The organism is Chryseobacterium phosphatilyticum (assembly GCF_002899825.2).
GTDB classification, from domain to species: domain Bacteria; phylum Bacteroidota; class Bacteroidia; order Flavobacteriales; family Weeksellaceae; genus Chryseobacterium; species Chryseobacterium phosphatilyticum.
In genome coordinates this window covers 52,342-76,706 of record NZ_PPED02000002.1, presented here as the reverse complement: position 1 = coordinate 76,706, position 24,365 = coordinate 52,342, and the positions used below count along the sequence as shown (strand labels likewise).

The window sequence follows — 24,365 nt, the reverse complement described above, 5'->3', positions numbered from 1 at the left end:
TTTAATTTTGTGGAAATCCTAATTCCATACACATGAAAAGATTTCTACTCAGTCTAGTATTAACTTTTTTAACAGTCAGCACGGTCTTTGCACAAAGAGATACTGAACACTGGATTGCTCCATACTATACTTCATCCGGGAGTTTTACGGATATGATCTATCTTTCTACTGATTCCATAACCCCTTTTGATGTAACCATATACAATAACAATGCGGTTGTCACAACGGTGACTATCAGTAAAGGAAATCCGCAAACCTATAAATTGAACAGTGACCTTATTTCTACCGGCACCTCATCTAATGCATTCGTTGTTGGCAACAGAGGGCTGTATTTAAAGGGTTTAAAACCTTTTTACTGCAGTTTAAGGCTTGCCAATAGTGTTCACGGAGAAATTATCACCAGTAAAGGAAAGGCCGGGATTGGAAACACATTTTTTGTAGCCACCAGCCCCAATACAAATACGAATGGTATTTATAATTTTACCGCAGGAATTTTAGCTACCGAAGATAACACCCATGTAACGGTAACATGGAATCCGCCTGCTCCTCCCGGAAACCCGGTAGTTTTTATTAACGGTACTCCTACCGGTAATTCCGAATCCTTTACATTACAGAAAGGACAATCATTTATTTTTGCAGGATCAGGGAGTAATCAAGGAAATCTCAAAGGATTTATTGGAGCTAAAGTTGAATCAGACAAACCTGTTACCCTTACTAACGGAAGTTGTAATGGTAACTTCTCTGCCACAACAATTAACGGAAGTGACCCTATTCTTGACCAGTCTGTACCGGTTAACAGACTTGGAAATACATTTGCTATGGTAAAGACAAGATCTACCAAACCAGCTCTAAACATGGAAGGGGGTCTCATTATAGCCACAGAAGATAATACTGAAATATACATCAATGGGGCCACTACCCCAGCGCAGACTCTCAATACGGGGCAGTTTTATAGAATTGATGAAACCAGCTACGTTACACAACCAGGTACTGGTACTCATTCAAACATGTTTATTTCAACAACTAAAAATGTGTACTTATATCAGTTTGTTGGGGTAAATGACAGTGATGCTACCAATGGATTCAATTACATCCCGCCATTGAACTGTTTCTTGCCTAGAAAAATTGATGAGATCGGAAAGATCAATGAAATGCCTCTTGGAACAGGGGGAGCCAGCACCACGCAATCTGACTTAGTTGTAAAGTTAAATATATTAACAGAGGCAGGAGCCACAGTACTTGTCAACGGAAACCCGCCATTGCCAGCAGAAGGGCCATACCAACTATCAGGAAATACAAACTGGGTGACATATGCTATTAACAGCATTACAGGAAACCTTAGCATCACCTCTACAAAAGCTGTAACCGCCGGTATCAACGGAGGATATAGTTCAGCAGGCTACGGAGGCTACTTTGCAGGATTCTCGTCGATCCCGATCATTTCAAAAAAGACAGGAGAGTGTGTTCCCGGACTTATTTTGGAACTGGATGACGGATATGATGGCTATCAGTGGTATCGCAACGGAACTTTAATCCCGGGAGCTACTGCAAATACATATACCCCAACTGATTCAGGAAATTATACAGTAAAAGTATCAATGGGTTCATGTCCTCCGGTGACAACTCCTATCTATAAAGTACAAAACTGTTTAAAACTTACCACCCAGACGCTTAATATATGTGCTACTAAAACGATTACACCAACGTTTACCTCTTCTACACAAACTCCGGTTCCAAGTACTGTAATCATTTTAACACCCCCTACAAAAGGGACAGCGGTTCTCAATCCAAATGGTACTATCACCTATACTCCAAATGCCAATTTTGAGGGAACTGATCAGATTGTATATAAATTCTGCGGTGATTCTGTTGAGTTCACAGATTGTGAACAAATTACTTTAAACCTGAAAGTTATTCCTTTTGTTGTACAGGATGTCACTATAACAGCATGTTGGTACGATGTAGCACCTTATGCTTATTTTGATCTGACTAAAGCGAAAGTGACAGACTATAATGCAGTAACCAAAAAATACTATCGTACAATGGCTGACCTTACTGCAGGAACCAATGAAATTACAACGCCTGACAATTTCCCTTCAACAGGTGGAGTAGTCTATGTAAGAGTAACTACTGTTGAAGGTTGTGCGGCCACTGCAAAAATTACACTTGTTCCGCTTCCTATTAAAAAATCTCCGGTTCTGGTAGATCAGTATATTTGTATGGATGCCAGAACAAATCTTGATGCAGGACCAGGATATGATTCATACCAATGGAGTACAGGTGCTACAAGTTCAGGAATAAGAGATGTGGGAGTAGGTGAATATTCTGTAATACTTGGTAAAAACGGATGCTTCCTTACACAAATTGTAAAAGTGAAAAAAGCAGATGACCCTGTTATTCAAAGCATTGAGATCAACAATAATAATGCAACGGTAATAGTAACCGGAGGTAAACCTCCTTATAAATATGCAGTTGATGGGACAGGTACCTGGCAAGACTCTAACATATTTACAGGATTAACGAGAGGTCAGCATACCTTCTATGTAAAGGATGTCTATAACTGTACTCCTGTTGCCGTAGAAATTACAATTCCTAACCTATTAAATGCTATTACTCCTAATGGGGATAATGTAAATGATTTTATAGATTACAGTGAACTGGCATATAAAGAAAACCTTACCTTCTCCATATATGACCGATATGGAAACACCATATTCACGGGTAATAAATTCAACAATTTCAAATGGGACGGAAAACATTTTGACAAGAGAATTGTTACCGGGACTTATTGGTATCATATTACCTGGAATGAAGCAAATAAAAACAAAACTCCAATAAAATATACCGGTTGGATCCTTGTAAAAAACAGAGAATAATCGTTAAAACATACATTTTATAAGCCGTGATTATCCAATCGCGGCTTATTTTATCAATACAGTAATAAAAATCATAAAATATTTTAAATATCAATCAGTTATTCTGTTATTTTTGTAAAAAATCTAATTCTATCTCTATGAAAAAAATTCTATCAGTTATTCTGTTACTGTTTGCGGCCATCAATATGTTGTTTGCCCAAAGAGATACAGAACATTGGTTTGCACCCATGGCAGCCAGAGCGGGGAAAGTGGTCACCCCCAAACAGGCTCTGTATTTCTCAACAGATTCAGTCACCCCTTTTGACGTAGAGATCTACAGCAATAATGCTCTGTTAGGCACCGTTACAATCAGTAAAGGGGCTCCACAAACATTTGACGTACCTATCAACAGAATGGTAGCGAGTACCAATGGGGAACTTTTCAATCCCGGAAATAAAGGGCTGTATACTAAGGGAACAAAGCCCTATTTTGTGACCTACAGATTCTCGGTAAATTCTCATGGTGAAATACTAACTTCAAAGGGTAAAGCTGGAATTGGAACAAAGTTTTATGCTGTAACAGCCCCTATTGAAGAACTCAATAACGAGTATAATTTTACCGCCGGAATTCTCGCAACAGAAGATAACACTCATGTTACGGTATCCAACTACTCACCTAACATCATATTCACCAATGGATGGACGGGAGCAACCAATCCTACCCTTACTTTCACTTTAAATAAAGGACAATCTTATATTATTGAAGGCATGGGTGATAAAGCATTAAATAAAGAAGCTTTTATCGGAGCTAAAATAGAATCAGATAAACCGATCTCTGTAACCAACGGGAACTTTAATGGTCAGTTTGCGATGGCTGCCGGAGGATTTTATGATGGTTCCGACATTATCATGGACCAATCTGTACCTGTAGACCGCTTAGGAAATGAATTTGTTGTGGTAAAAGGAAACGGAAATATTGCCAAATACATGGAAGACGCCTTAATTGTTGCAACAGAAGGTGGTACCCAGGTATATATCAACAACGGAACTACACCTGTAGCCACATTAGCTGAAGGCGAAAGTTATAGAGTTAATAAGGTGAACAATACCAACTATATCAATCAGGGAAATAATCATTACAACATGTACATACGAACAACAAAAAATGTATATGTGTATCAGTTAATGGCAGGGGTTTCTACCAGTAATGCGACATTAGGATTCAATTACATCCCTCCGTTGAATTGTTATTTACCAAGAAAAATTGACGAGATAGGGAAAATCAAGGATCTTCCTTATCAGGGAACTCTTTCGGGTCATATTGTAAAGTTGAATATCCTTACAGAAGCAGGCGCTACAGTTACAGTAAACGGAGTTGCGCCCCCGGCTACACAAGGACCTTATCCCGTAACTGGAACCTCTAACTGGGTTTCTTATTCTGTACCGGACATTACGGGAAATGTTACCATTACTTCTACAAAAGCTGTTACAGCAGGTATTTCCGGAGGGAGTGGTGTCGTAGGTTACGGTGGTTATTTTGCAGGGTTTTCCTCCATTCCCGTTATTGCAAAACAAGATGGAGAATGTATTCCGGGAATTACCCTTGAAGTAGGCGACAGTTTTGATACCTACCAATGGTATAGAGATGCTACCCCGGTTCCGGGTGCAACAACCAATTCATTTACCCCTACACAATCAGGAAATTACACTGTAAAAATTACCGTTGGAAGTTGTCCTCCGGTCATTACTCCGGTATATAAAGTATATACTTGTCTAAAGAAAACAACCCTTAATGATACGGTGTGTGACGGAGTAAAACAGTTTGTCCCAACTTTCTCCAGCTCTACCCAAACAGTCGTTCCCGGAACAGTTACAATCATTACTCCTCCGGCTAATGGTAATGTTGTCATTGACCCTCTTACAGGAGTCATCAGCTATGCGCCAAACTTTAATTATTTTGGTGCCGACACTTTCGTTTACAAATTTTGTGGCAACAATCCTGACTTCACAGATTGTGAAGAAGTTACAATGAATTTAATTGTATCAGAAAGCCCAATAGTAAATGATACATCAATAAGAACATGTTTCTTAGAACCCAATCCCACAACAGGACTTTTTAACCTTGCAAATGCCAGTGTAACAACAGCTACCGGTATTACCAAAAAGTACTACCCTTCTCTTACAGATGCTCACGCGGGAACAAATGAAATTTTAAATGCAACAAATTATATAGCCCCAAATGGAGTCGTTTATATAAAAGTAACTAATGCCAACGGATGCTACAGAGTGGCAAAAGTAACTTTAATTGTTATTCCTCCTGTAAAATCTGATGTTCTGGTTGATAAAATTATCTGTGTAGAAGGCAAAACGACCTTAGATGCAGGGCCAGGATTTAAAAGCTACGAATGGAGTACAGGAGCGACCACGCAAGTCATCAAAAATGTGGGAGTAGGAACGTATTGGGTAAAACTCAAGACAGGAGATTGTATTACCACACAAACGGTGAAAGTATATCCTTCAGAACAACCAGTGGTATCTAATATCGAAATTTCAACGAATACAATAACAGTTTACGTTATAGGGGGCACACCTCCTTATCAATACTCTATTGACAATATTAACTGGCAGGACTCCAATGTATTTGCAAATATGCCAAGAGGCGATGTGAGTGTATATGTAAAAGATGACTATAACTGCGTTCCGATAAAAGTAGATATCACGATTCCTAATATTATCAATGTAATTACTCCTAATGAGGATGGGGTAAATGATGCCATAGATTATTCATTACTGGCCAATAAAAACAATCTTATCTTTAATATTTTTGACAGATATGGAGCTAAGATCTTCCAGGCCGATAAGTCTAATGGATACAAGTGGGATGGAACTTCCGGAGGAAACAAAAAAGTTCCTACAGGAAGCTACTGGTATGAAATCGGATGGAATGAGCCTAACGGCAAGCAGACTGCGATTAAATACAGCGGTTGGATTCTGGTAAAAAACAGAGAATAAACATTTAAAAATAAAATTTTCAAAACCATGGTTTCATAATCATGGTTTTTTTATTATCTTTTCAATCATTCAATACATTTTATTGTTAAATTTGTGACAAATACTAATACTGAATGAAGAAAACTCTATCTTTTCTATTTATAATTTGCATTTTCTCCTCTATCTTTGCCCAATTAGACAGAGAACATTGGTTTGCTCCCATGGTAGACAGGTCAGGTGCCCCAAATCCATACCAGAATCTTTACTTGTCAACTAATAGAACGACTCCTTTTCCTGTCAGTATTTACAACAACAATGTTCTGATTGGGACAGTAACCATCAACAAAGGAAATCCTCAGAAATTTGAGGTCTTAAGAAATTATATCATTACGACCCAGCAGACGGATTTATTTACCCCTACCACAAAAGGATTATATGTAAAAGCCGAATTTCCTTTTTATGCTAATTTAAGATTTTCAGTATTTAATCATGCAGAAATTATAACGTCTAAAGGAATCCCTTCCACAGGGAAAAATTTCTTCACGGCTTCTGCACCTATCACCGTAAATAATGATATTCTAAACTTCATGACCAGTGTCCTGGCGACAGAAGATAATACTACGGTCACTATTACAGGATACAAGCCAACCGTACAGTTTTCAAATGGTACCACTGGTGCCAGCAATCCTACAATGACATTCAATCTTAACAAGGGACAATCTTATATTATTGACGGGATTGGAAACATTGCAGGAAACTTCGACGGATTCATCGGATCCAAAATCACATCCAACAAACCGGTTAATGTTACCAATGGAAATTTCAACGGTCAATACGCCGGAAACTTCCCTACCAGTTCAGATATTTTAATGGATCAGGCAGTGCCTGTTAACAGGCTGGGTAATGAATTTGCTTTAGTAAAAGGTAACGGAAGTATTGGTGCAAATATGGAAGGTGCGGTGGTAATAGCCACCGAAGATAATACACAGATTTTTGTCAACAATGAACCTGTTGCGATTGCAACCCTCAATACCGGAAGCTATTTTGTTATCCCAGATACAAAATACAGTTTTCAGGGAGGTACTCATTATAACCTATACATTAAAACTTCAAAAAACGCTTATGTTTATCAGATTTTAGCCGGAGATTCCAGTACGGGGCAAGAAACAGCAACCGGCGGATTCAACTTTATTCCTGCATTAAATTGCTATCTTCCCAAACAGATCAATGAACTGGGGCTCATCAACGAAAACTTTGTTCATTCCGGAGCTAATATTGGAGGAATTCTCAATATTCCCACAAAATTAAACATTATTACACAAAGAGGTGCCAATATTTACGTAAACGGAGGCGTGCCCCCTACTACAACAGGTCCCTACAATATGACGGGAACCAATAATTGGGTTACTTATGGAATACCCAATGTCACGGGAACCATTACAATAGTTTCTGATAAGGCTGTTACAGCAGGCATTACAGCCGGAAGTGATGCTGTAGGATATGGTGGATTTTTTGCCGGATTTCCGACACAACCTGTTATTTTAGTATCGGGCGGAAGCTGTATCCCTGGAACAGTTCTTACGGTAGATCCCATTATCTATGATACTTACCAATGGTACAGGAATGGAATACCTGTCACTAATGCTACAGGAGCTTCTTTTACCCCTACACAATCCGGATATTATACATGTTCCGTGACTATGGGAAGCTGCGCACCTTTAGTAACTGAACAGTTTAAAGTGTTAAACTGTACAAAACTGACAACAACGTCTTATGATGTATGTAACACAAAAACAATTACCCCTACCTTCAGCAACTCCTTGCAAACGCCTGTTCCTTCTACTGTCGCCATCACAAATCCGCCTGCGTTGGGTACAGCAGTTATCAATCCTGCTACGGGAGTTATTACCTACACAGTTAATACACCGGGAACGGTAGGAAATGATACCTTTACTTACACTTTCTGTGGTAATGATCCAGACTTCCCTGATTGTGAAACAGTAACCGTAAATATCAATATCCAAGCTCTTATAGTAAGCAACGTCACATTAAAAGCCTGCGACATAAACGGTCTGGGAACTTTCAACCTTACTACAGCAAGTGTAACTAATAATTCTCCGGTCACGATTACTTATTATCCCACATTAGCAGATGCTCAGACCGAGAATGCAGCAGCACTGATAACAAACCCGAATGCCTATTCAGCACCAAACGGTACCATAGTGTATGCCGTAGTAAAGAATGCGATAGGTTGTAAAAGTATTGCCCAAATAACCCTTTCTCTTTTCAATAAGGCTATTGTATTAGATAATTACAATGGTATTTTCTGTGATGATGATCTGGATGGAACTGTTATCGTTATGCTTTCAAACATTACCGGTATTGTACTCAATAATCCTGCTTATTTTACCAATGTAAGATATTATGCAAATCTTGCTGATGCCAATGCAGGAAATGCCAATACCCTTCCCAATAACTTCAGTTATACCACTACAACTACAATTTACATTAGAGTAGATTCTCCGGATGGATGTGCATCAGTCATTAAACCTTTACAACTAAGTATCGGAGCAAAAGTACCATTATTGAAAACAACAGCTACCGAAAGCGTATGTGATGATGATTTTGACGGTGTAAAAACAGTAAACTTAGCTCAGTTTATTCCACAGTTCACTATAGATCCCAATGTCACATTTACTTTCCATGTAAGTTTGTCTGATGCTAAAAACAATATAAATCCTGTTACAGCAAACTTAAATCTTAGCTCTACCCAGACAATTTATATCCGTTTTGAAAAAAATGGAATATGTCCTGAAGTAGGTTCTGTCACCATAACTGTAAAAGTTCCTAAAAAATCAGATCTGTTAAAAGATCAGGCAATTTGCCCAAAAACCACAACCACTCTGGATGCAGGGCCGGGATTTGAAAGATACTTATGGAGTACCGGAGCTACCACTCCTTCTATTACCAATGTTCCTGTTGGAAGTTATTGGGTTGAACTCACTTCAAACGGGTGTGTTTACAAACAGTCTGTGAATGTCACAGAACTTCTGCCCCCAATGATTACCTCCATTGAGATCGACGGAACAACGGTGAAAATAGGGGTAAGTGGTGGAACCCCTCCTTACGAATACTCTTTAGACGGTGTCGTTTGGCAAAGTACCAATGTTTTTTATAATGTACCCAGAGGAGGCCATACCGTTTTTGTGCGAGATTCAAAATTGTGTGAAGAAGTTAAAAAGCCTTTTGCAATTATTAATCTTATCAATACAATTACACCCAATGGAGATGGTTACAATGAAGTGGTTGACTATTCTGCACTGATGGCTAATGATAATCTTGTCTTCCGGGTTTTTGACAGATATGGAGCCGAAGTTTTCAGAGGCAGCCCCGAAAACAGATACACCTGGGACGGAAGAATAGGTGGTAGATGGGTGCCTACAGCAACCTATTGGTATTTTATTACCTGGACGGAATACGGCTCAAATCTTTCCATACATTATTCGAGTTGGCTCTTGGTAAAACACAGATAAAATAAACCGAAAAAATAAGCTAAAAAAAAAACTACTAATTGCTCAATCATTGAATAGCAGAATAATTTATATTTCTTCGTTTTTTATGGTTTTATGCATTATAAAAACAATTTTAAAGGTTTTGCAATAAGTTTATAACACTCCTTAACAGTTTAATGCTAAAGTTTAATATAACTTTAACCACGATTATTGATCTAATAAGGTACAAATTGCCCTATTTCTACGTAATTTTGCCAATTGTATGAAGAAACTGTTTACGCTGCTATTATTGATTTTTCTGGCAAAAATCAATGCTCAAATATATTCCGGAGAGGTATTCCTGCGAGACAATTCAATTTTGTATCTCAATCAGGTATATGTTACCAATCTGAACACCCAAAAAACTGTTCTTACAGATTATAACGGCAATTTTAATCTCCCTGCCAATGTTGGGGATGTTGTCCGTTTTACCTCCATTGTTACAGAAAGAAAGGATATCAAACTTACGCCTCAGCTCATGGCTCAAAAAAACCTGGTAGAGCTTAAAATTGCTTATTATGAAATCCAGGAAATTGTTCTTAGCAGGTTTAAACCTACCGGAAATCTTAGATACGATGTCAACTCACTAAGGAAAGAAGATAAGGCATTAGCTATTAAAAAAGTTATTGGCCTACCTGAGCCTAAAGGAGATGGCAATCCACCAGAACTTCCTGTAGCGGGCTTGAGAGACGGAGGACTTACCTTCAGCCTGGAAAGTATCTATGATATCCTTTCCGGAGAAAGAAAGAAAAAGCAACGTTATCTGGCCTTCGAAAGAATGAATACCTCTGTTAGCCAGATCAAGAATTACTTAGGTAAAGATTATTTCCTTAAGTTTAAAATTCCTGAAAACCTCATTGATAACTTCCTTCAATTCGTATATACCTCTGAAAATATTCAGTCATATGTATTGGCAGGAAACTTTGAAGCAGTAAAAATACCTATTGAAAAATATCTCCCTATTTATCAGAGAAGATTAAGAAATTCGCATCTCCAGGAAGTTGTTAAAGAATAAAAGCAACAAGAAACCCATCTATCAATCCATGTAATTATTACATGGATTTTTTTTGACGGAAGCTGAGAAATAAAATCGTCAACAATTTAAGCTACATGACTATTTAGATATCAATTATTCATTTTTTTAGCATAAATTTCTATAATATTCAAAAATATATTTATTTTTATATCACAATTATGTGTTTAAAATAAAAAGAATAATATTTCGTTATTATCAAAAGACTAATTGCCCACCAGACACAAATTAAGAAAAGTACCAAATCTTAACTTAATCTATATTAATGAAAAAAATACTTTTACTTCTTGGCATGATTCTGTTTTTCAGTCTTTCAGCCCAAAAAAGAGGAAAGGATTATAGTGAAATTCTGAAAAGCAATAACATCTATGAAATCAATGCTTTCCTGAGAGATGCTCACCCTGATGATCCCCGCAGATCTGTTCTGAAACCTCGTGTCATGGAAATGATGAAAGAGTATATCAAAAATGCTCATCCGGCAGATCAAAAAGTAAAAGATATGCAGGAAATGCTTGCTCTTTTGAGAAGAAGACCTTCCACAAAAATTACCTTTGATGAAATGAATGCGATCATAAAGCAAAAACAAATCGCAAAGTATAAGGCCGAACTGGCCGCGAAACAATCTACTACAGCCTATACCCCCAGCAACGCTCAAAACACTTTTGTCATCAATGCAAGCGCGAATGCTGCTGTTCCCAATGCTGAAGCAGAAGAATTCAATATGCTAATGGCCGTAACACCTGTAGAGCATCAAAACAGAACGGTAAAGATTCTTAATTCTTTATTTGATAATGATCCTAATGCCAAAGAATGCATTGTCCTTATCAGAAATAAATCAGATTGTAATATTATTGTAAGAATGGAAAGTGTTGGCACAACCAAATACCGTCTTGCAGTACCTGCTCAGGGGGAGAGCTCAATTGTGATAGAAAAAGGACAGTACCTTTTCACCAGTCTCGTTTGTGGTGCCCAGTATGCTTCTCAAAAAACAATTGAAAGACCAATCATGGTAGCCCTCGGAAGCACAGCATCCCCATAATCAAGGGAGTAAACCTATTTTCAAAATGTCTTTTACCTTTAAAAGACAAAAAGTCTATACAAATTTTACTATTTTTGCAGTCATTTTAAATGACTCATGGGCAAGAATAAATTAGCAAGATTCGCAGAAAACAAAATATTACCGAATGTAATCCAACCTACAAGAGAAGAAGCTTTAAAAGGTTTCGAGCTAAAAGGAAAATGGAGAGAAAATTTCTTTAAAAATAACAATCCGATTGTTCTGGAGTTAGGATGTGGTAAAGGAGAATATTCTGTAGGGCTTGCCAAAACATTTCCTGAAAAAAACTTTATCGGGATTGATATTAAAGGGGCAAGATTCTGGTTTGGTGCAAAAGAAGCTGTAGAAAACAATATGAATAATGTAGGCTTCTTGAGATCACAGATTGAACTTGTTGATCATTTTTTTGCCGAAAATGAAGTGGATGAAATCTGGATTACTTTTCCGGATCCACAGATTAAATATAAAAGAACAAAACACAGATTAACTCATCCGGATTTTTTAAACCGATATAAAAAATTCCTGAAACCTGGAGGTATCATCCATTTGAAAACCGATTCCGAGTTTTTACATGGTTATACATTAGGATATCTGCAGGGAGCCGGTTATGAAATCATTACTGCCCATCACGATATTTACGGGGCCCCGGAATACGACCCTGATACGCCACATCTGAGAGACATCAGAACGTATTACGAAGAACTATTCTCGGCTAAAGGAAAAACCATAACCTATATCAAATTCCGGATAAGCTGATGAAATAAACATAATTGATGAAAAAAAAAATTGTAACGATTGTATTCTTTACATTCCTGATCCAGAGCTTTGCTTATGCACAAAAACGAAGTAAAGACATTTTAAAAAGCACAAATATCCAGGAAATTGAAGAGTACTTAAAAAAAGCACATCCCGACGATCCCAAAAAAAGTGTTCTGAAGCCTAAGCTCATTGCTTTAAAAAACTCAGAGTGGACCAAAGGAGCGAAAGACGCCAAGCCTATGGAGGCAAGGCCTGTTATTTCTGATATTCCCAATAGTCTTATGAGGAACCCCGGTTCTGAAGAAGCTGAAGAATTTAAAAGACTTATTGCGGAATCATCTGTCGAACACAAAAAGAAGGCAGTACAACTTCTGAATGCAATGCTCAATGAAGATATTAGCAGAAAAGAAGCTATTCTTTTGTTTAAAAACAAATCTGACTGCAATATTGTGCTCAGGATTGAAGGAAAAGATTTCTACAACCTTGCCGTTCCGGCTCGCGGAGAAAACTTTATTGTCATTAATAAAGGCTCTTATACACTCAACAGCAATGTTTGCGATGCAAAATACACTTCTAAAAAGGAGGTGAAAAAGAGTATATTTGTAACGATTGGTAATCCTGAGAAACCAGAGACAGAACAATCTCTTATTAATAAAGATACAGAACCGGAAAAACCTTTAAAAAAAGAAAAGCAAAAAAATAAACGGGTATGAAAAGACTGTTAGCGATCATGGGTACTTCACTTATTCTTACCAGCTGTAATGTTAATTATGGAGGCTATCCGATAAGAAACCCCTACCCTGCCAATAATTCAGGCAATGCAACCAATACAGTAAGAGAATATAATGAACTGATAAAAACGTACAAACCTGAAACTGCAGATGTACTCAATGACCTTCTTAATGATGATGATCCGGGTAACCCCAGAACATCTATTTCAGTTACCAATAATTCCTCCTGTAATATGGTTCTTACGGTAAGTGGCAATAATTTCTTTAAAAAGATTCCTATTGCTGCCGGAAAAATAGGATATACAATGGTTCCTAAAAATCAAAATTACAGTTTATCAGGTATGGTTTGTAATTCGAGGTATCAATCCAACAAATATATTACAAGCTCTTATACAATAACCCTTAGAAACTAAATACCTCCACAGAATTCTGTGGAGTTTTTTATTCCTTGTTCTCTTTTTAAAAATATCTTTATGCAAAAGAAAAAACAAAGGAACACCTTTTCAGATGGGCATAAAACAAATAAAAAACGCTGGATCGAAATCCAGCGTTTTTCCTATATTAAAGAAAATCTTTAATTATTCAGCATCGAAATCAGCATCTTTATCAGCAGATACTACTTCTCCTTCTTCTTTAGATTTTTCTTTATCAGCTTTTCTTTGAGACTGACCTTCTTTGATAGAATCAGAAACAATGCTCAAGATCATATCAATAGATTTAGAAGCATCATCGTTTCCTGGGATAACGAAGTCTACTTTTCTAGGATCAGAGTTTGTATCAACGATACCGAAAACTGGAATACCTAATTTCTTAGCTTCAGTTACCGCGATGTGCTCTCTTAAGATATCAACTACAAAGATTGCAGAAGGAAGTCTAACCATGTCAGAGATAGAACCTAAGTTTTTCTCTAAGTTAGCTCTTTGTCTGTCAACCTGTAATCTTTCTTTTTTAGATAAAGTTTCGAACGTACCGTCTTTTTTCATTTTGTCGATAGAGTTCATCTTCTTTACAGCCTTTCTGATAGTAACGAAGTTCGTTAACATACCTCCCGGCCATCTTTCTGTAATATAAGGCATATTAAGTTCAGAAGCGTGTTTTGCAACAACTTCTTTCGCCTGCTTCTTAGTAGCTACGAAAAGAACTTTTTTACCTGCAGAAGTTAATTTTTCTAAAGCGCTGCACGCTTCATCCAATTTAACTGCTGTTTTATGTAAGTCTACAATGTGAATACCGTTTTTCTCCATAAAAATGTATGGAGCCATATTTGGATTCCACTTTCTAGTCATGTGACCGAAGTGTACACCAGCCTCTAAAAGGTCTTTTACATTTGCTTTTGCCATGTTTTCTGTTTTTGTTAGTTTACTTTCCGTCTTTTAAACAATCAACAACTTCTTTAGATGGGAGAAGCGTTTGGATGCTAAACGTAACGGGCAATTTTAAGTTTAGATTAATAGATTTCAGATATAAGATCCCAGACAAAAAAAGGTCTGAAATCTGACATCTCCAATCTGATGTCTGAAAAAAAATTAACGTTTTGAGAATTGGAATCTCTTTCTTGCTTTTTTCTGACCTGGCTTCTTTCTTTCCACCATTCTCGCGTCTCTTGTAAGTAAACCAGCAGGCTTCAATGCTAATCTGAACTCAGCGTTGATCTCGCATAAAGCTCTTGAAATACCTAATCTGATAGCTTCTGCCTGACCTGTATTTCCACCACCGAAAACATTTACGGTAACGTCATACTGACCAACAGTCTCAGAAAGGATAAACGGTTGGTTCAATTTATAAACCATCACGTCTGTAGAGAAATAAGTTGCAGCATCTTTACCGTTTACTGTAATAACACCAGAACCTGGTCTTACATAAACTCTTGCTACAGAAGTTTTTCTTCTTCCGATTTTGTGAACTATAGACATAATTAATTATTTAAATTCGTTAACATTAATTGTTTTAGGCTGTTGAGCTTCATGTTTGTGCTCAGTTCCTTCATATAAATAAAGGTTCTTAAGAATAGCAGATCCTAATCTGTTTTTAGGCAACATCCCTTTTACAGATTTCTCTAATACTTTTAAAGAATCTTTCTTTTGAAGTTCAGCCGCAGTCATAGACTTCTGTCCACCAGGATAACCTGTATGCCAGATGTAAGTCTTATCAGCCCACTTATTTCCGGAAAGCGTAATTTTCCCAGCATTCAAAACGATCACGTTATCACCACAATCTACGTGAGGTGTAAAGTTCGTTTTGTGCTTACCTCTCAAAATCTTTGCAACCGTAGAAGCTAGTCTTCCTAACGGTTGTCCTTCAGCGTCTACCACAACCCATTCTTTATTAGCAGTAGCTTTGTTCGCTGAAACAGTTTTGTAACTTAATGTATTCACACGTTTTAGTTAAAGATTAAACATAATTTACCCCTAAAAGGGTGTGCAAAGGTACAAATTATTTTCGTAACCCAAAAACATATTTTATTTAATCTGTGGAATATCTGTTATTCAGCCCTCTAATAATAGATTTTAACAGTTTTTATGGTTTTGGCATAAATTTTGTGAATTGTTGTTGCGATGAAAAAAAGCGTTTAGAAGGTTCTAAAAACACAAACTGATAAAGTGAGAGTTTCTTCCCTCAACTCTTTCTTTATTAACCTTACTTTAATATTTTCACAAAAACTTACCAATACATTTATTATATTTTCTAAATTTTTATATTTGTGGCGATCATATCCATAATCCATGAGCCACGGAAAACTAAGAGAAAACAAAACCTGCCTGAACTGTGGGCATCAGGTTGAAGAAAGATTCTGCCCGCACTGCGGACAAGAAAATATTGAAAGCCGACATCCTTTTTATTACCTTTTCACCCATTTTATAGAAGACTTCACTCATTACGACGGACAATTCTGGGGAACACTGAAAAATCTAATGTTTAAACCCGGGGTTCTTACCAATACATATCTTGAAGGGAAGAGACAAAAATTTGTTCCTCCGGTAAAGCTGTATATCTTTGTCAGTTTCATCACCTTCTTTGTCTTTGCACTTTTCCCATTGATTAATTTAAATTTTGATGGTACAAAGGAGCAACATGGCCCGGATAAAGCAAGTGTTTTTGAAAAAATGAAATCTTTAAAAACACATAAAATACTGGATAGTATAAAGGCTAAACCCATACTAACCCAGGAAGATTCTATAACTATCAAAAGCTTAAATGCTCTACCAGACTCTACAAAAATAGACGATCTGGAGGAAGCACTAGAGATGGGCAATAAAATAGATGAGAACGTTCAATATGGCGGTTATAAAACAAAAAAATCTTACGATTCAGCTGCGGCCAAGAACCCTTCCATTTTTGATTTCATCCAAATACCAATAGCTCATAAGTTCTTTGAACTGAAAGAAAGGGGAGTTACAAAAGGGGAAATCGCCAAGAACCTGACAGCAACATCCTTCCATAATCTGCCCAAAGCTCTTTTTATTTATCTTCCTCTTTTTGCTTTCTTTTTATGGATTTTCCATAGCAAAAAAAAATGGTGGTATTTTGATCACGGAATATTCACCCTGCATTATTTTTCTTTCCTTTTACTGAATATATTGTTTGTATTCTTGATCGGAAAATTGACAAGCCTGACACATATTGGAGTGATTAATTCCATTTTATATATTATATTGTGTGTCCTTTTGATTTATAGTATCGCTTATTTCTTCATTGCACACCGTCGTGTTTATCATACACACGGAGTAGTAAGCTTCTTTATCGGAGGTCTTTTATTTGCTATTAATTTCTTTACATTTATGATATTAGTTGTGGGGCTCGCTCTGGTGAGCTTCCTGATGATCCACTAAAAAAGAGGCTACTTAATCAGGTAGCCTCTTTTTTATTTTCTTAACGATTTGCTTCCTCTAAAGCTGGCAAACAAATAATAAGCTACAAAAACCGTAGAAAACTTTAAAATAGAAGGAATAGCCAATTCTAATTTAAAAAGTAATGTCCCTGCCAAAACAAGAATTCCCATAGCAACAAAAGACAATCCCAATTTTTGAGGCAATGTAAAATTGGGAGTATCCAGATAGTAAGCAATCCCCCAGGCTGAACCAAAGGCAATGGCATAATAAATATCCAGTCCAATATTTTCAGTACTTAAAAAGAAATAATTGATAAGGAAACTGACTATTGTTCCTAAGGTGAAATATATCAAAGCTTTTTGCATGTCTGTAAAATTTGGTGCAAAAGTAGAGAATTTAATTTGAGAATAGAGAATACAAGTATTTTGACCATGAAATCATCCTAAATGATTTTAATTCTGTAACTACCGAACTTTCATGATATTAAATTATAAACTCAAAACTGGGGAGATATAATTAAATAAGAACAATTAAACAATTCATAATCAGTAGCATAACATCAAACACGAGGTTCTTTTTTTATTATTATATTTGGAAACTTAGAAACTTTCTAGAATTTTTATGGAAACCCAAAAATATACTCCAACCAACAAGGTAAGAATCGTAACAGCTGCCTCATTATTTGATGGTCACGATGCTGCGATCAATATTATGCGTCGTGTCATCCAGGGAACAGGATGTGAAGTGATCCATCTTGGACATGACAAATCTGCAGAGGAAGTTGTGAATACAGCCATCCAGGAAGATGCCAATGCTATTGCATTAACGTCCTATCAGGGAGGTCACAATGAATATTTTAAATATATTTATGACCTTTTAAGAGAAAAAAACTCACCCCAAATCAAAATTTTTGGTGGTGGTGGAGGTGTCATTCTACCAGAAGAAATTGAAGACATCATGTCTTACGGAATCGACAGGATTTATTCTCCGGACGACGGTCGTGAACTTGGTTTACAGGGAATGATCGATGATCTGGTTAAAAGATCAGATTTCGCGACAGGAAAAGAAGTAACTGCGGAAGATTTAGATTCAATTAGTTTTGAAAACTCAACCAGCATTGCTAAAATCATCTCTGCCGTTGAAAACTTTTCAGAAGACAAAACCGAATTAGTAAAAGCTATTGACGAAAAATCAAAAGAGTTAAATATTCCAATTATCGGTATCACCGGAACCGGGGGTGCCGGAAAATCTTCTTTAACAGATGAACTGGTAAGACGTTTTCTTCGTTCAAATCCAGGTAAGAAGATTGCTATTATTTCAATTGATCCTTCCAAAAAGAAAACGGGAGGCGCACTACTTGGTGACAGGATCCGTATGAACGCGATTAATGATCCCAGAGTGTATATGCGTTCAATGGCCACCAGAGAAAATAACGTTTCTGTTTCTCCATTTATCCATTCTGCGTTGAATGTATTAAAACTGGCTCATCCTGATGTCATTATTCTTGAAACTTCAGGAATCGGGCAATCCGGATCAGAAGTTTCTGATTTTGCTGACGTTTCAATGTACGTGATGACTCCTGAATATGGGGCTTCAACACAGCTGGAAAAAATCGACATGTTGGATTATGCAGATTTAGTGGCGTTGAATAAATCTGATAAAAGGGGAGCTCTTGATGCCCTTCAGGCGGTAAGAAAACAATTCCAGAGAAATCATTTATTGTGGGACAGCCCGTTGGATGACATGCCAGTGTATGCAACGAAAGCTTCTCAGTTCAATGACCACGGAACAACCGAATTATACAACCGATTAGTTGAAAAAGTTAATGAGAAGTATTCGGATTTAAATTTACAAGGTTTTGTTGAACAGGAAATTACAGACGAAGTAACCATCATTCCTCCAAAAAGGGTACGTTACCTTTCTGAAATTGTTGAAAACAACAGACAATACGACGCCAATATTGAAAAACAGGCAGAATTGGCCAGAAAAATGTATCATATTGAAGGCGTGAGAAACTTCCTTTCCAATGAAACTTTAGATGCTGAGTACCAAAAAGCTGAGAAAGATCTTCAACAAGAGAATATCGACTTCCTAAAAACCTGGGATGATACGAAGAAAGCTTTCCATGCTGAGTTTTATTCCTATTTTGTAAGAGGAAAAGAAATCAAGGTGGAAACCTCAACAGAATCTTTATCTCATTTAAGAATTCCAAAAATTGCTTTACCAAAATATAACGATTGGGGTGATTTGATCAAATGGAAAGGACAGGAAAATCTTCCGGGAGGATTCCCTTATACAGCAGGAATTTATCCTTTTAAAAGAACAGGTGAAGACCCTACAAGAATGTTTGCCGGAGAAGGAGGTCCTGAAAGAACAAACAGAAGATTCCATTATGTTTCTGCAGAAATGGACGCCAAACGTTTATCTACAGCCTTTGACTCTGTAACTTTATATGGACAAGATCCTGCTTTACCACCTGATATTTATGGTAAAATCGGAAACGCGGGAGTTTCTATTGCTACTTTGGATGATGCTAAAAAGTTGTATTCAGGATTTGATTTGGTGAATGCAATGACTTCAGTTTCTATGACCATCAACGGACCTGCTCCAATGTTGTTAGCATTCTTTATGAATGCTGCCATCGATCAGAATGTTGAGAAATATATTGCTGAGCACAACCTTGAAGCCAATGTTGAGAAAGCTTTAAAAGCAAAATTCGATGATAAAGGTTTAGAAAGACCAAAATATAATGGGGAATTGCCTCCATCAAATAATGGATTAGGTTTAAAATTATTAGGTTTAACGGGAGATGAAGTAATTCCTGCTGAAGCTTATGCTGAAATTAAGGCTAAAACCATCGCAACTGTTCGTGGTACGGTTCAGGCAGATATTTTAAAAGAAGACCAGGCTCAGAACACTTGTATCTTTTCCACTGAATTTGCCTTGAGATTGATGGGTGACGTTCAGGAATATTTTATTACTGAAAAAGTAAGAAATTTCTACTCCGTTTCCATTTCGGGTTATCACATTGCAGAAGCCGGAGCCAATCCAGTTTCGCAGTTGGCGTTCACACTGGCTAATGGATTCACCTACGTGGAATATTACTTAAGCCGCGGAATGAACATCAATGATTTTGCACCCAACTTATCTTTCTTCTTCTCCAATGGGATTGACCCTGAATATTCAGTAATCGGGCGTGTAGCGAGAAGAATCTGGGCAAAGGCCATGAAGTTAAAATACGGAGCGGACGAAAGAAGCCAGATGTTGAAATATCATATTCAGACTTCGGGACGTTCTCTGCATGCTCAGGAAATTGATTTCAATGACATCAGAACTACTCTTCAGGCATTATATGCGATCTACGACAACTGTAATTCGCTTCACACCAATGCATATGATGAAGCTATTACAACCCCTACTGAACAGTCTGTAAGAAGAGCAATGGCCATTCAGTTGATCATTAATAAAGAATTAGGATTAGCTAAAAATGAGAATCCACTTCAAGGTTCATTTATCATTGAAGAATTAACAGATCTGGTAGAAGAAGCTGTATATGCTGAATTCGACAGAATTACAGAAAGAGGTGGCGTTCTTGGTGCCATGGAAACCATGTATCAACGTTCAAAAATTCAGGAAGAATCTATGCATTATGAATGGTTGAAACACACTGGAGAATATCCAATCATTGGAGTAAATACTTTCCTTGGAAAAGATGGTTCGCCGACGGTTCGTCCGGGAGAAGTTATCCGTTCAACTGAAGAAGAAAAGCAGGTTCAGATTGAAACGCTTCATAATTTCCAAAAATCTAATGAAGAGAAATCAGAAGCTGCCTTAAAAATGTTACAACATGCAGCAATCAATCAGCAAAATTTATTTGCCGTGATGATGGATGCTGTAAAATATTGTTCTCTGGGACAGATCACCAATGCTTTATTTGAAGTGGGTGGTAAATACAGAAGAAATATGTAGGAAGGTTATATCCTCTAAATATGTACAAACCTAACAGGATTCAGAACAGAATCTTGTTAGGTTTTTTTATTTATCTTCACAGCAAATAAATTTTGCCTGTACAAATATTCTAGCTTACAGACATTCAAAGTCGTAAAATTTAAATGAGACCAAAAGCCCTATTCAACTGGAGCAGTGGAAAAGATTCTTCTCTTGCCCTTTATAAAATATTACAGGACGATCAATATGATGTCGTCACCTTATTCACAAGCATTAATAAGGAATTTCAAAGGATCTCTATGCACGGTGTTCATGTATCTCTTTTAGAACAACAGGCTTTCAGTCTTGGCATTCCTCTCATCAAAATGGAACTTCCCAAAGAACCCTCCATGGAGGACTATCAGGAAATAATGAGCAACGCAATGTCCGGAATAAAAGCCCAGGGAATTACTCATTCCATTTTTGGAGATATCTTTCTGGAAGACCTGAGAAAATATAGAGAGGAACAACTCAATGCTATAGGCATTCAACCCGTATTTCCTCTGTGGAAACAAGATACATTAAACCTCATCCATGAGTTTCTGGATCTTGGTTTTAAAACCATTGTAACCTGTGTCAATGGTTCTTATCTGGATAAAAGTTTTGCAGGTCGTATTATTGATCAAGATTTCATTAAAGATTTGCCTGAAAATGTAGACCCTTGTGGCGAAAACGGTGAATTTCATACTTTTACTTTTGATGGTCCTATTTTTAAATCTCCTGTATCATTTAAAATTGGAGACACCGTGAAGAAAACTTACCCCAAGCCAAAAACAAGTGCTGATGAAGATACAGAAGAATATGTTTTCTGGTTCAGCGATCTGATAGCAAAATAAGCCTGGGAATACCATTCCAACGGGCTTTATAATGCATTACTTTATTTCTTTTACAACTTCATTCATCGTATCAAAAATCAGTTGAATATCTTTTTCGGTGCTCATCCAATTCACAAAGGCAGCACGAATACCCTTCTTTCCGTTATAAAAAGTAGGAGTCATGAAAACCTTTCCGGTATTATTAAGAGCCTCCAGGAACTTTCCGACCTCATCCTGCTTTTCATCATCCTTTAATGAGAAACAAACGGTATTCAGACGTACCGGAGCCAATAGTTTAAAATCATTACTGTTTTCAAGCCAATGCCCTAATTGTTTTGCTAATGATATATTACCATCAATAATAGATTGATACCCTTCTTTACCATATGCCATAATTGAAAACCATGCCGGAAGAGCTTTGAGTCTTCTTGAGTTCTCCGGAAGAAAATTCAAATACCCAAAGTTCTCCAGGGGATCACCCAGATAAGGAGCATTGGAATTCTGGAAAGTTTCGACCTGCAGCATTTTATATTGTTCTTTGATCAAAAACACCGCACTTTCATAAGGAACGTTGAGCCATTTATGACAATCTACGGTAATACTATCCGCATACTCCCAGCCTTCCACAAGATGTTTATAAGCATCTGAACAAGCTGCGAATCCTCCGAATGCAGCATCAATATGCCACCAGAAATTATAGATTTCTTTCAATCTTTTGATTTCTTTAAAATCATCAAAGTCCACAGTATTTACCGTCCCTCCGCTGGAAATTAAAATAAATGGGAGCCCGTTAAGCTGAGTAATTTCATTTTCCAGATCCATCACATCAATAGCCTCACGATCACCTTCAATAGTCTTAACCCTTATAATATTATTGCTTCCCAGCCCTAAAACCGATAAAGACTTTATTGACGAGGAATGCGGAGTAGCACTAAGTATCTTCATCGTTCCGGAAATTCCTTCTTTAGCAATATCCCTCCCCTGCTGTTTACCCAGCCATTGTCGCGCAACCGCCAGACACGTAAAATTAGACATGGTCGCTCCCGTTACAAAACCACCCAGAAAACTATGAGGAAGTTCTAAAAGCTCTAATATTAAATGTATCGATTCTAATTCTATGTTAGCTGAAATGTCCCCCTGCCCTTTTGTTGACTGAGTATTCTGGTCATAAATCGTAGTCAGCCAGTCCCCCGCAATGGAGGCGGGAGTGGTTCCCCCGGTTACAAATCCCAGATATCGCGGACCTGATGATCCTACTATGGTTGGTTTAAATCTTTGATTAAAAATTTTCAGGGCCTCTTCAGTTCCATGACCAGACTCAGGTAATACTTGTTTTTCCCAAACCGGAATATCATTCACAGATGTTGGCTGTTCAGCTATAGAATTCAGATATTCAACCCCTTGCTTCTTTATAAGATCTAACAGATAGTCAATTTGAGCTAAGTCGCTTTTCAGATGTTCTTTCATGATTTTTGATGATAAATAATCAATATCAAAATTATCAAATACTCTTTTACGACGTATTGCCTATTTATCATGATAGAAAAAACCTATTCTAGCATGGATTTTGCATATTTTAAGACTTTTTAAGATTTCATTATCTTTAAGAGTACAACTTATTAATAAAACACCCGTGATTAAAAATTTAGCGTTCCTACTGTTTTTTTGTGTATTATTTTCATGTAAAACCGAAACACCTCAGGCCCCTCCCGTTGATAAAAATACAATTATTGACTCTACGATTACTGCTTTTCAAAAAACGTTGTTACAACAACAACTGGATTCTGTATTTAAAAAGTATCATTTTAACGGAAGTATTGCGGTATTTAAAGATTCATTACAGCTTTACAAGAGAGAGAATGGTTATTCGGATTTTAATAAAAAAACAAAAATTGATAGCAGTACCATTTTCGCCATAGGCTCTGTCAGTAAACAGTTTACAGCGGTCCTGGTTCTTCTTCAGATGGAGCAGGGAAAATTGAGTATTAATGATAAAGCTTCAAAGTATCTTAAGGAATTTCGAAACAAGGAATATGAAAATATCACTATTCATCAACTTCTGAATCATACTTCAGGACTAAACCTGATGGGTGGTAAGCTCATGTTTAAAAGCGGGGCAGATTTTTTCTATTCGAATGACGGGTTTAATACTCTAGGCAAAATTGCAGAGACCGTAACCGGAAAATCATATGATGATAATGTAACTGAACTCTTCAAAAAAGCCGGAATGTCCAATTCATATACAGGAGACACCTTCAACGGATCTCATTTTGCAAGTGCTTATCTTGGAAATCCGGCAAAATTTCAGGAGGTATCCAATATGCCCAAAAGATTAGGCGGAAAAGATATTGGAACTCCCGCGGGAGGAATACTCTCTACCATCCAGGATCTTCATACATGGAACAATGCTCTTTACGGAGGAAAAATTATAAAGCCAGAAACCCTGAAGCAATTTATGGCTAAAAGTGCTGAGAGGCGGCATGCTATTTTTGGAAAGATGGGATATGCCTATGGAATCATGTTGAACATTGGTAAACCCGGTTCATATTTTCACAGTGGATATATAAAAGGATCCCCTTCATTAAACATTTATTATCCGGACACAAAAACATCCGTGATTATCTTATCTAATATTGCTGATGAAGAAAAAGGTAAAGCTTACATCTTCAAACCGCATATTGAAGTAAAAAAGATTACCGATCATCTTGAAAACACATTGACACAGATGAAGGAAAAAAAATAAGTACCTTTACGCTG

The 24,365-nt window shown here is 37.1% G+C and carries 17 protein-coding genes; 12 read left to right on the top strand and 5 right to left on the bottom strand.

Annotated features, from left to right (window positions below; all coding sequences use genetic code 11):
* Nucleotides 1-32 precede the first annotated feature (32 nt).
* From C1631_RS07525 to C1631_RS07490, 8 genes are all read left to right on the top strand, one after another.
* The gene (locus tag C1631_RS07525) at nucleotides 33-2,876 is read left to right on the top strand and encodes a T9SS type B sorting domain-containing protein (RefSeq protein WP_103247164.1); all 2,844 of its coding nucleotides are present in this window, start codon (nucleotides 33-35) and stop codon (nucleotides 2,874-2,876) included.
* A gap of 137 nt (nucleotides 2,877-3,013) precedes the next feature.
* Nucleotides 3,014-5,866 carry a T9SS type B sorting domain-containing protein gene (locus C1631_RS07520; RefSeq protein ID WP_103247165.1) on the top strand — a complete coding sequence of 951 codons (2,853 nt, stop codon included), beginning with the start codon at nucleotides 3,014-3,016 and terminating at the stop codon, nucleotides 5,864-5,866.
* A 113-nt stretch (nucleotides 5,867-5,979) separates the two neighbouring features.
* Nucleotides 5,980-9,378 carry an FIDD domain-containing protein gene (locus C1631_RS07515; protein WP_103247166.1) on the top strand — a complete coding sequence of 1,133 codons (3,399 nt, stop codon included), beginning with the start codon at nucleotides 5,980-5,982 and terminating at the stop codon, nucleotides 9,376-9,378.
* 241 nt (nucleotides 9,379-9,619) lie between these two features.
* Nucleotides 9,620-10,411 carry a hypothetical protein gene (locus C1631_RS07510; protein WP_103247167.1) on the top strand — a complete coding sequence of 264 codons (792 nt, stop codon included), beginning with the start codon at nucleotides 9,620-9,622 and terminating at the stop codon, nucleotides 10,409-10,411.
* Nucleotides 10,412-10,694: 283 nt separating this feature from the next.
* The gene (locus tag C1631_RS07505; RefSeq protein WP_103247168.1) at nucleotides 10,695-11,468 is read left to right on the top strand and encodes a DUF6759 domain-containing protein; all 774 of its coding nucleotides are present in this window, start codon (nucleotides 10,695-10,697) and stop codon (nucleotides 11,466-11,468) included.
* Nucleotides 11,469-11,564: 96 nt separating this feature from the next.
* On the top strand, nucleotides 11,565-12,242 hold the full coding sequence (gene trmB / locus C1631_RS07500; RefSeq protein WP_109711535.1) for a tRNA (guanosine(46)-N7)-methyltransferase TrmB: 678 nt from the start codon (nucleotides 11,565-11,567) through the stop codon (nucleotides 12,240-12,242).
* A gap of 17 nt (nucleotides 12,243-12,259) precedes the next feature.
* Entirely contained in the window at nucleotides 12,260-12,958 is a 699-nt protein-coding gene (locus C1631_RS07495; RefSeq protein ID WP_103247170.1) for a DUF6759 domain-containing protein, read from the top strand.
* Nucleotides 12,955-13,389: a DUF6759 domain-containing protein gene (locus tag C1631_RS07490; protein ID WP_103247171.1), complete on the top strand. Its 435-nt coding sequence runs from the start codon at nucleotides 12,955-12,957 to the stop codon at nucleotides 13,387-13,389. Before C1631_RS07495 ends, C1631_RS07490 begins: the two co-directional genes overlap by 4 nt.
* A gap of 165 nt (nucleotides 13,390-13,554) precedes the next feature.
* Here the strand turns inward: C1631_RS07490 and rpsB are convergent, their stop codons facing one another.
* The 3 genes from rpsB to rplM all read right to left on the bottom strand — a co-directional run bounded on the left by rpsB (nucleotide 13,555) and on the right by rplM (nucleotide 15,351).
* Nucleotides 13,555-14,316 (bottom strand): 30S ribosomal protein S2, encoded by a 762-nt coding sequence (gene rpsB, locus C1631_RS07485; RefSeq protein WP_103247172.1) that lies wholly within the window; start codon nucleotides 14,314-14,316, stop codon nucleotides 13,555-13,557.
* A 186-nt stretch (nucleotides 14,317-14,502) separates the two neighbouring features.
* Nucleotides 14,503-14,889: a 30S ribosomal protein S9 gene (rpsI, locus tag C1631_RS07480; RefSeq protein WP_045501218.1), complete on the bottom strand. Its 387-nt coding sequence runs from the start codon at nucleotides 14,887-14,889 to the stop codon at nucleotides 14,503-14,505.
* Between the two features lie 6 nt (nucleotides 14,890-14,895).
* The gene (gene rplM / locus C1631_RS07475; protein WP_047385928.1) at nucleotides 14,896-15,351 is read right to left on the bottom strand and encodes a 50S ribosomal protein L13; all 456 of its coding nucleotides are present in this window, start codon (nucleotides 15,349-15,351) and stop codon (nucleotides 14,896-14,898) included.
* Between the two features lie 348 nt (nucleotides 15,352-15,699).
* On the opposite strand from rplM, the gene C1631_RS07470 reads away from it, so the two are divergent.
* On the top strand, nucleotides 15,700-16,806 hold the full coding sequence (locus C1631_RS07470; RefSeq protein WP_103247173.1) for a DUF3667 domain-containing protein: 1,107 nt from the start codon (nucleotides 15,700-15,702) through the stop codon (nucleotides 16,804-16,806).
* Nucleotides 16,807-16,838: 32 nt separating this feature from the next.
* Here the strand turns inward: C1631_RS07470 and C1631_RS07465 are convergent, their stop codons facing one another.
* A complete protein-coding gene (locus tag C1631_RS07465; protein ID WP_109711533.1) occupies nucleotides 16,839-17,171 on the bottom strand; it encodes a hypothetical protein in 333 nt (110 codons plus the stop codon).
* Nucleotides 17,172-17,427: 256 nt separating this feature from the next.
* Here C1631_RS07465 and C1631_RS07460 point away from each other — a divergent pair, with 256 nt between their 5' ends.
* Nucleotides 17,428-20,775 carry a methylmalonyl-CoA mutase family protein gene (locus C1631_RS07460; protein ID WP_109711531.1) on the top strand — a complete coding sequence of 1,116 codons (3,348 nt, stop codon included), beginning with the start codon at nucleotides 17,428-17,430 and terminating at the stop codon, nucleotides 20,773-20,775.
* A 143-nt stretch (nucleotides 20,776-20,918) separates the two neighbouring features.
* Complete coding sequence (locus C1631_RS07455; protein WP_103247959.1) at nucleotides 20,919-21,629, top strand: Dph6-related ATP pyrophosphatase; 711 nt, start codon at nucleotides 20,919-20,921, stop codon at nucleotides 21,627-21,629.
* A gap of 36 nt (nucleotides 21,630-21,665) precedes the next feature.
* On the opposite strand, the gene C1631_RS07450 is transcribed toward C1631_RS07455, so the two are convergent.
* On the bottom strand, nucleotides 21,666-23,075 hold the full coding sequence (locus tag C1631_RS07450; protein ID WP_109711529.1) for a pyridoxal phosphate-dependent decarboxylase family protein: 1,410 nt from the start codon (nucleotides 23,073-23,075) through the stop codon (nucleotides 21,666-21,668).
* Between the two features lie 166 nt (nucleotides 23,076-23,241).
* Here C1631_RS07450 and C1631_RS07445 point away from each other — a divergent pair, with 166 nt between their 5' ends.
* Nucleotides 23,242-24,351: a serine hydrolase domain-containing protein gene (locus tag C1631_RS07445; protein ID WP_103247961.1), complete on the top strand. Its 1,110-nt coding sequence runs from the start codon at nucleotides 23,242-23,244 to the stop codon at nucleotides 24,349-24,351.
* Nucleotides 24,352-24,365: the final 14 nt, after the last annotated feature.

Excerpts from the sequence above, each read along its gene's own strand:
- C1631_RS07525 (WP_103247164.1), top strand. The coding sequence starts at position 33 with ATGAAAAGATTTCTACTCAGTCTAGTATTAACTTTTTTAACAGTCAGC.
- C1631_RS07520 (WP_103247165.1), top strand. The coding sequence starts at position 3,014 with ATGAAAAAAATTCTATCAGTTATTCTGTTACTGTTTGCGGCCATCAAT.
- C1631_RS07515 (WP_103247166.1), top strand. The coding sequence starts at position 5,980 with ATGAAGAAAACTCTATCTTTTCTATTTATAATTTGCATTTTCTCCTCT.
- C1631_RS07510 (WP_103247167.1), top strand. The coding sequence starts at position 9,620 with ATGAAGAAACTGTTTACGCTGCTATTATTGATTTTTCTGGCAAAAATC.
- C1631_RS07505 (WP_103247168.1), top strand. The coding sequence starts at position 10,695 with ATGAAAAAAATACTTTTACTTCTTGGCATGATTCTGTTTTTCAGTCTT.
- trmB (WP_109711535.1), top strand. The coding sequence starts at position 11,565 with ATGGGCAAGAATAAATTAGCAAGATTCGCAGAAAACAAAATATTACCG.
- C1631_RS07495 (WP_103247170.1), top strand. The coding sequence starts at position 12,260 with ATGAAAAAAAAAATTGTAACGATTGTATTCTTTACATTCCTGATCCAG.
- C1631_RS07490 (WP_103247171.1), top strand. The coding sequence starts at position 12,955 with ATGAAAAGACTGTTAGCGATCATGGGTACTTCACTTATTCTTACCAGC.
- rpsB (WP_103247172.1), bottom strand. The coding sequence starts at position 14,316 with ATGGCAAAAGCAAATGTAAAAGACCTTTTAGAGGCTGGTGTACACTTC.
- rpsI (WP_045501218.1), bottom strand. The coding sequence starts at position 14,889 with ATGTCTATAGTTCACAAAATCGGAAGAAGAAAAACTTCTGTAGCAAGA.
- C1631_RS07470 (WP_103247173.1), top strand. The coding sequence starts at position 15,700 with ATGAGCCACGGAAAACTAAGAGAAAACAAAACCTGCCTGAACTGTGGG.
- C1631_RS07465 (WP_109711533.1), bottom strand. The coding sequence starts at position 17,171 with ATGCAAAAAGCTTTGATATATTTCACCTTAGGAACAATAGTCAGTTTC.
- C1631_RS07460 (WP_109711531.1), top strand. The coding sequence starts at position 17,428 with ATGGAAACCCAAAAATATACTCCAACCAACAAGGTAAGAATCGTAACA.
- C1631_RS07455 (WP_103247959.1), top strand. The coding sequence starts at position 20,919 with ATGAGACCAAAAGCCCTATTCAACTGGAGCAGTGGAAAAGATTCTTCT.
- C1631_RS07450 (WP_109711529.1), bottom strand. The coding sequence starts at position 23,075 with ATGAAAGAACATCTGAAAAGCGACTTAGCTCAAATTGACTATCTGTTA.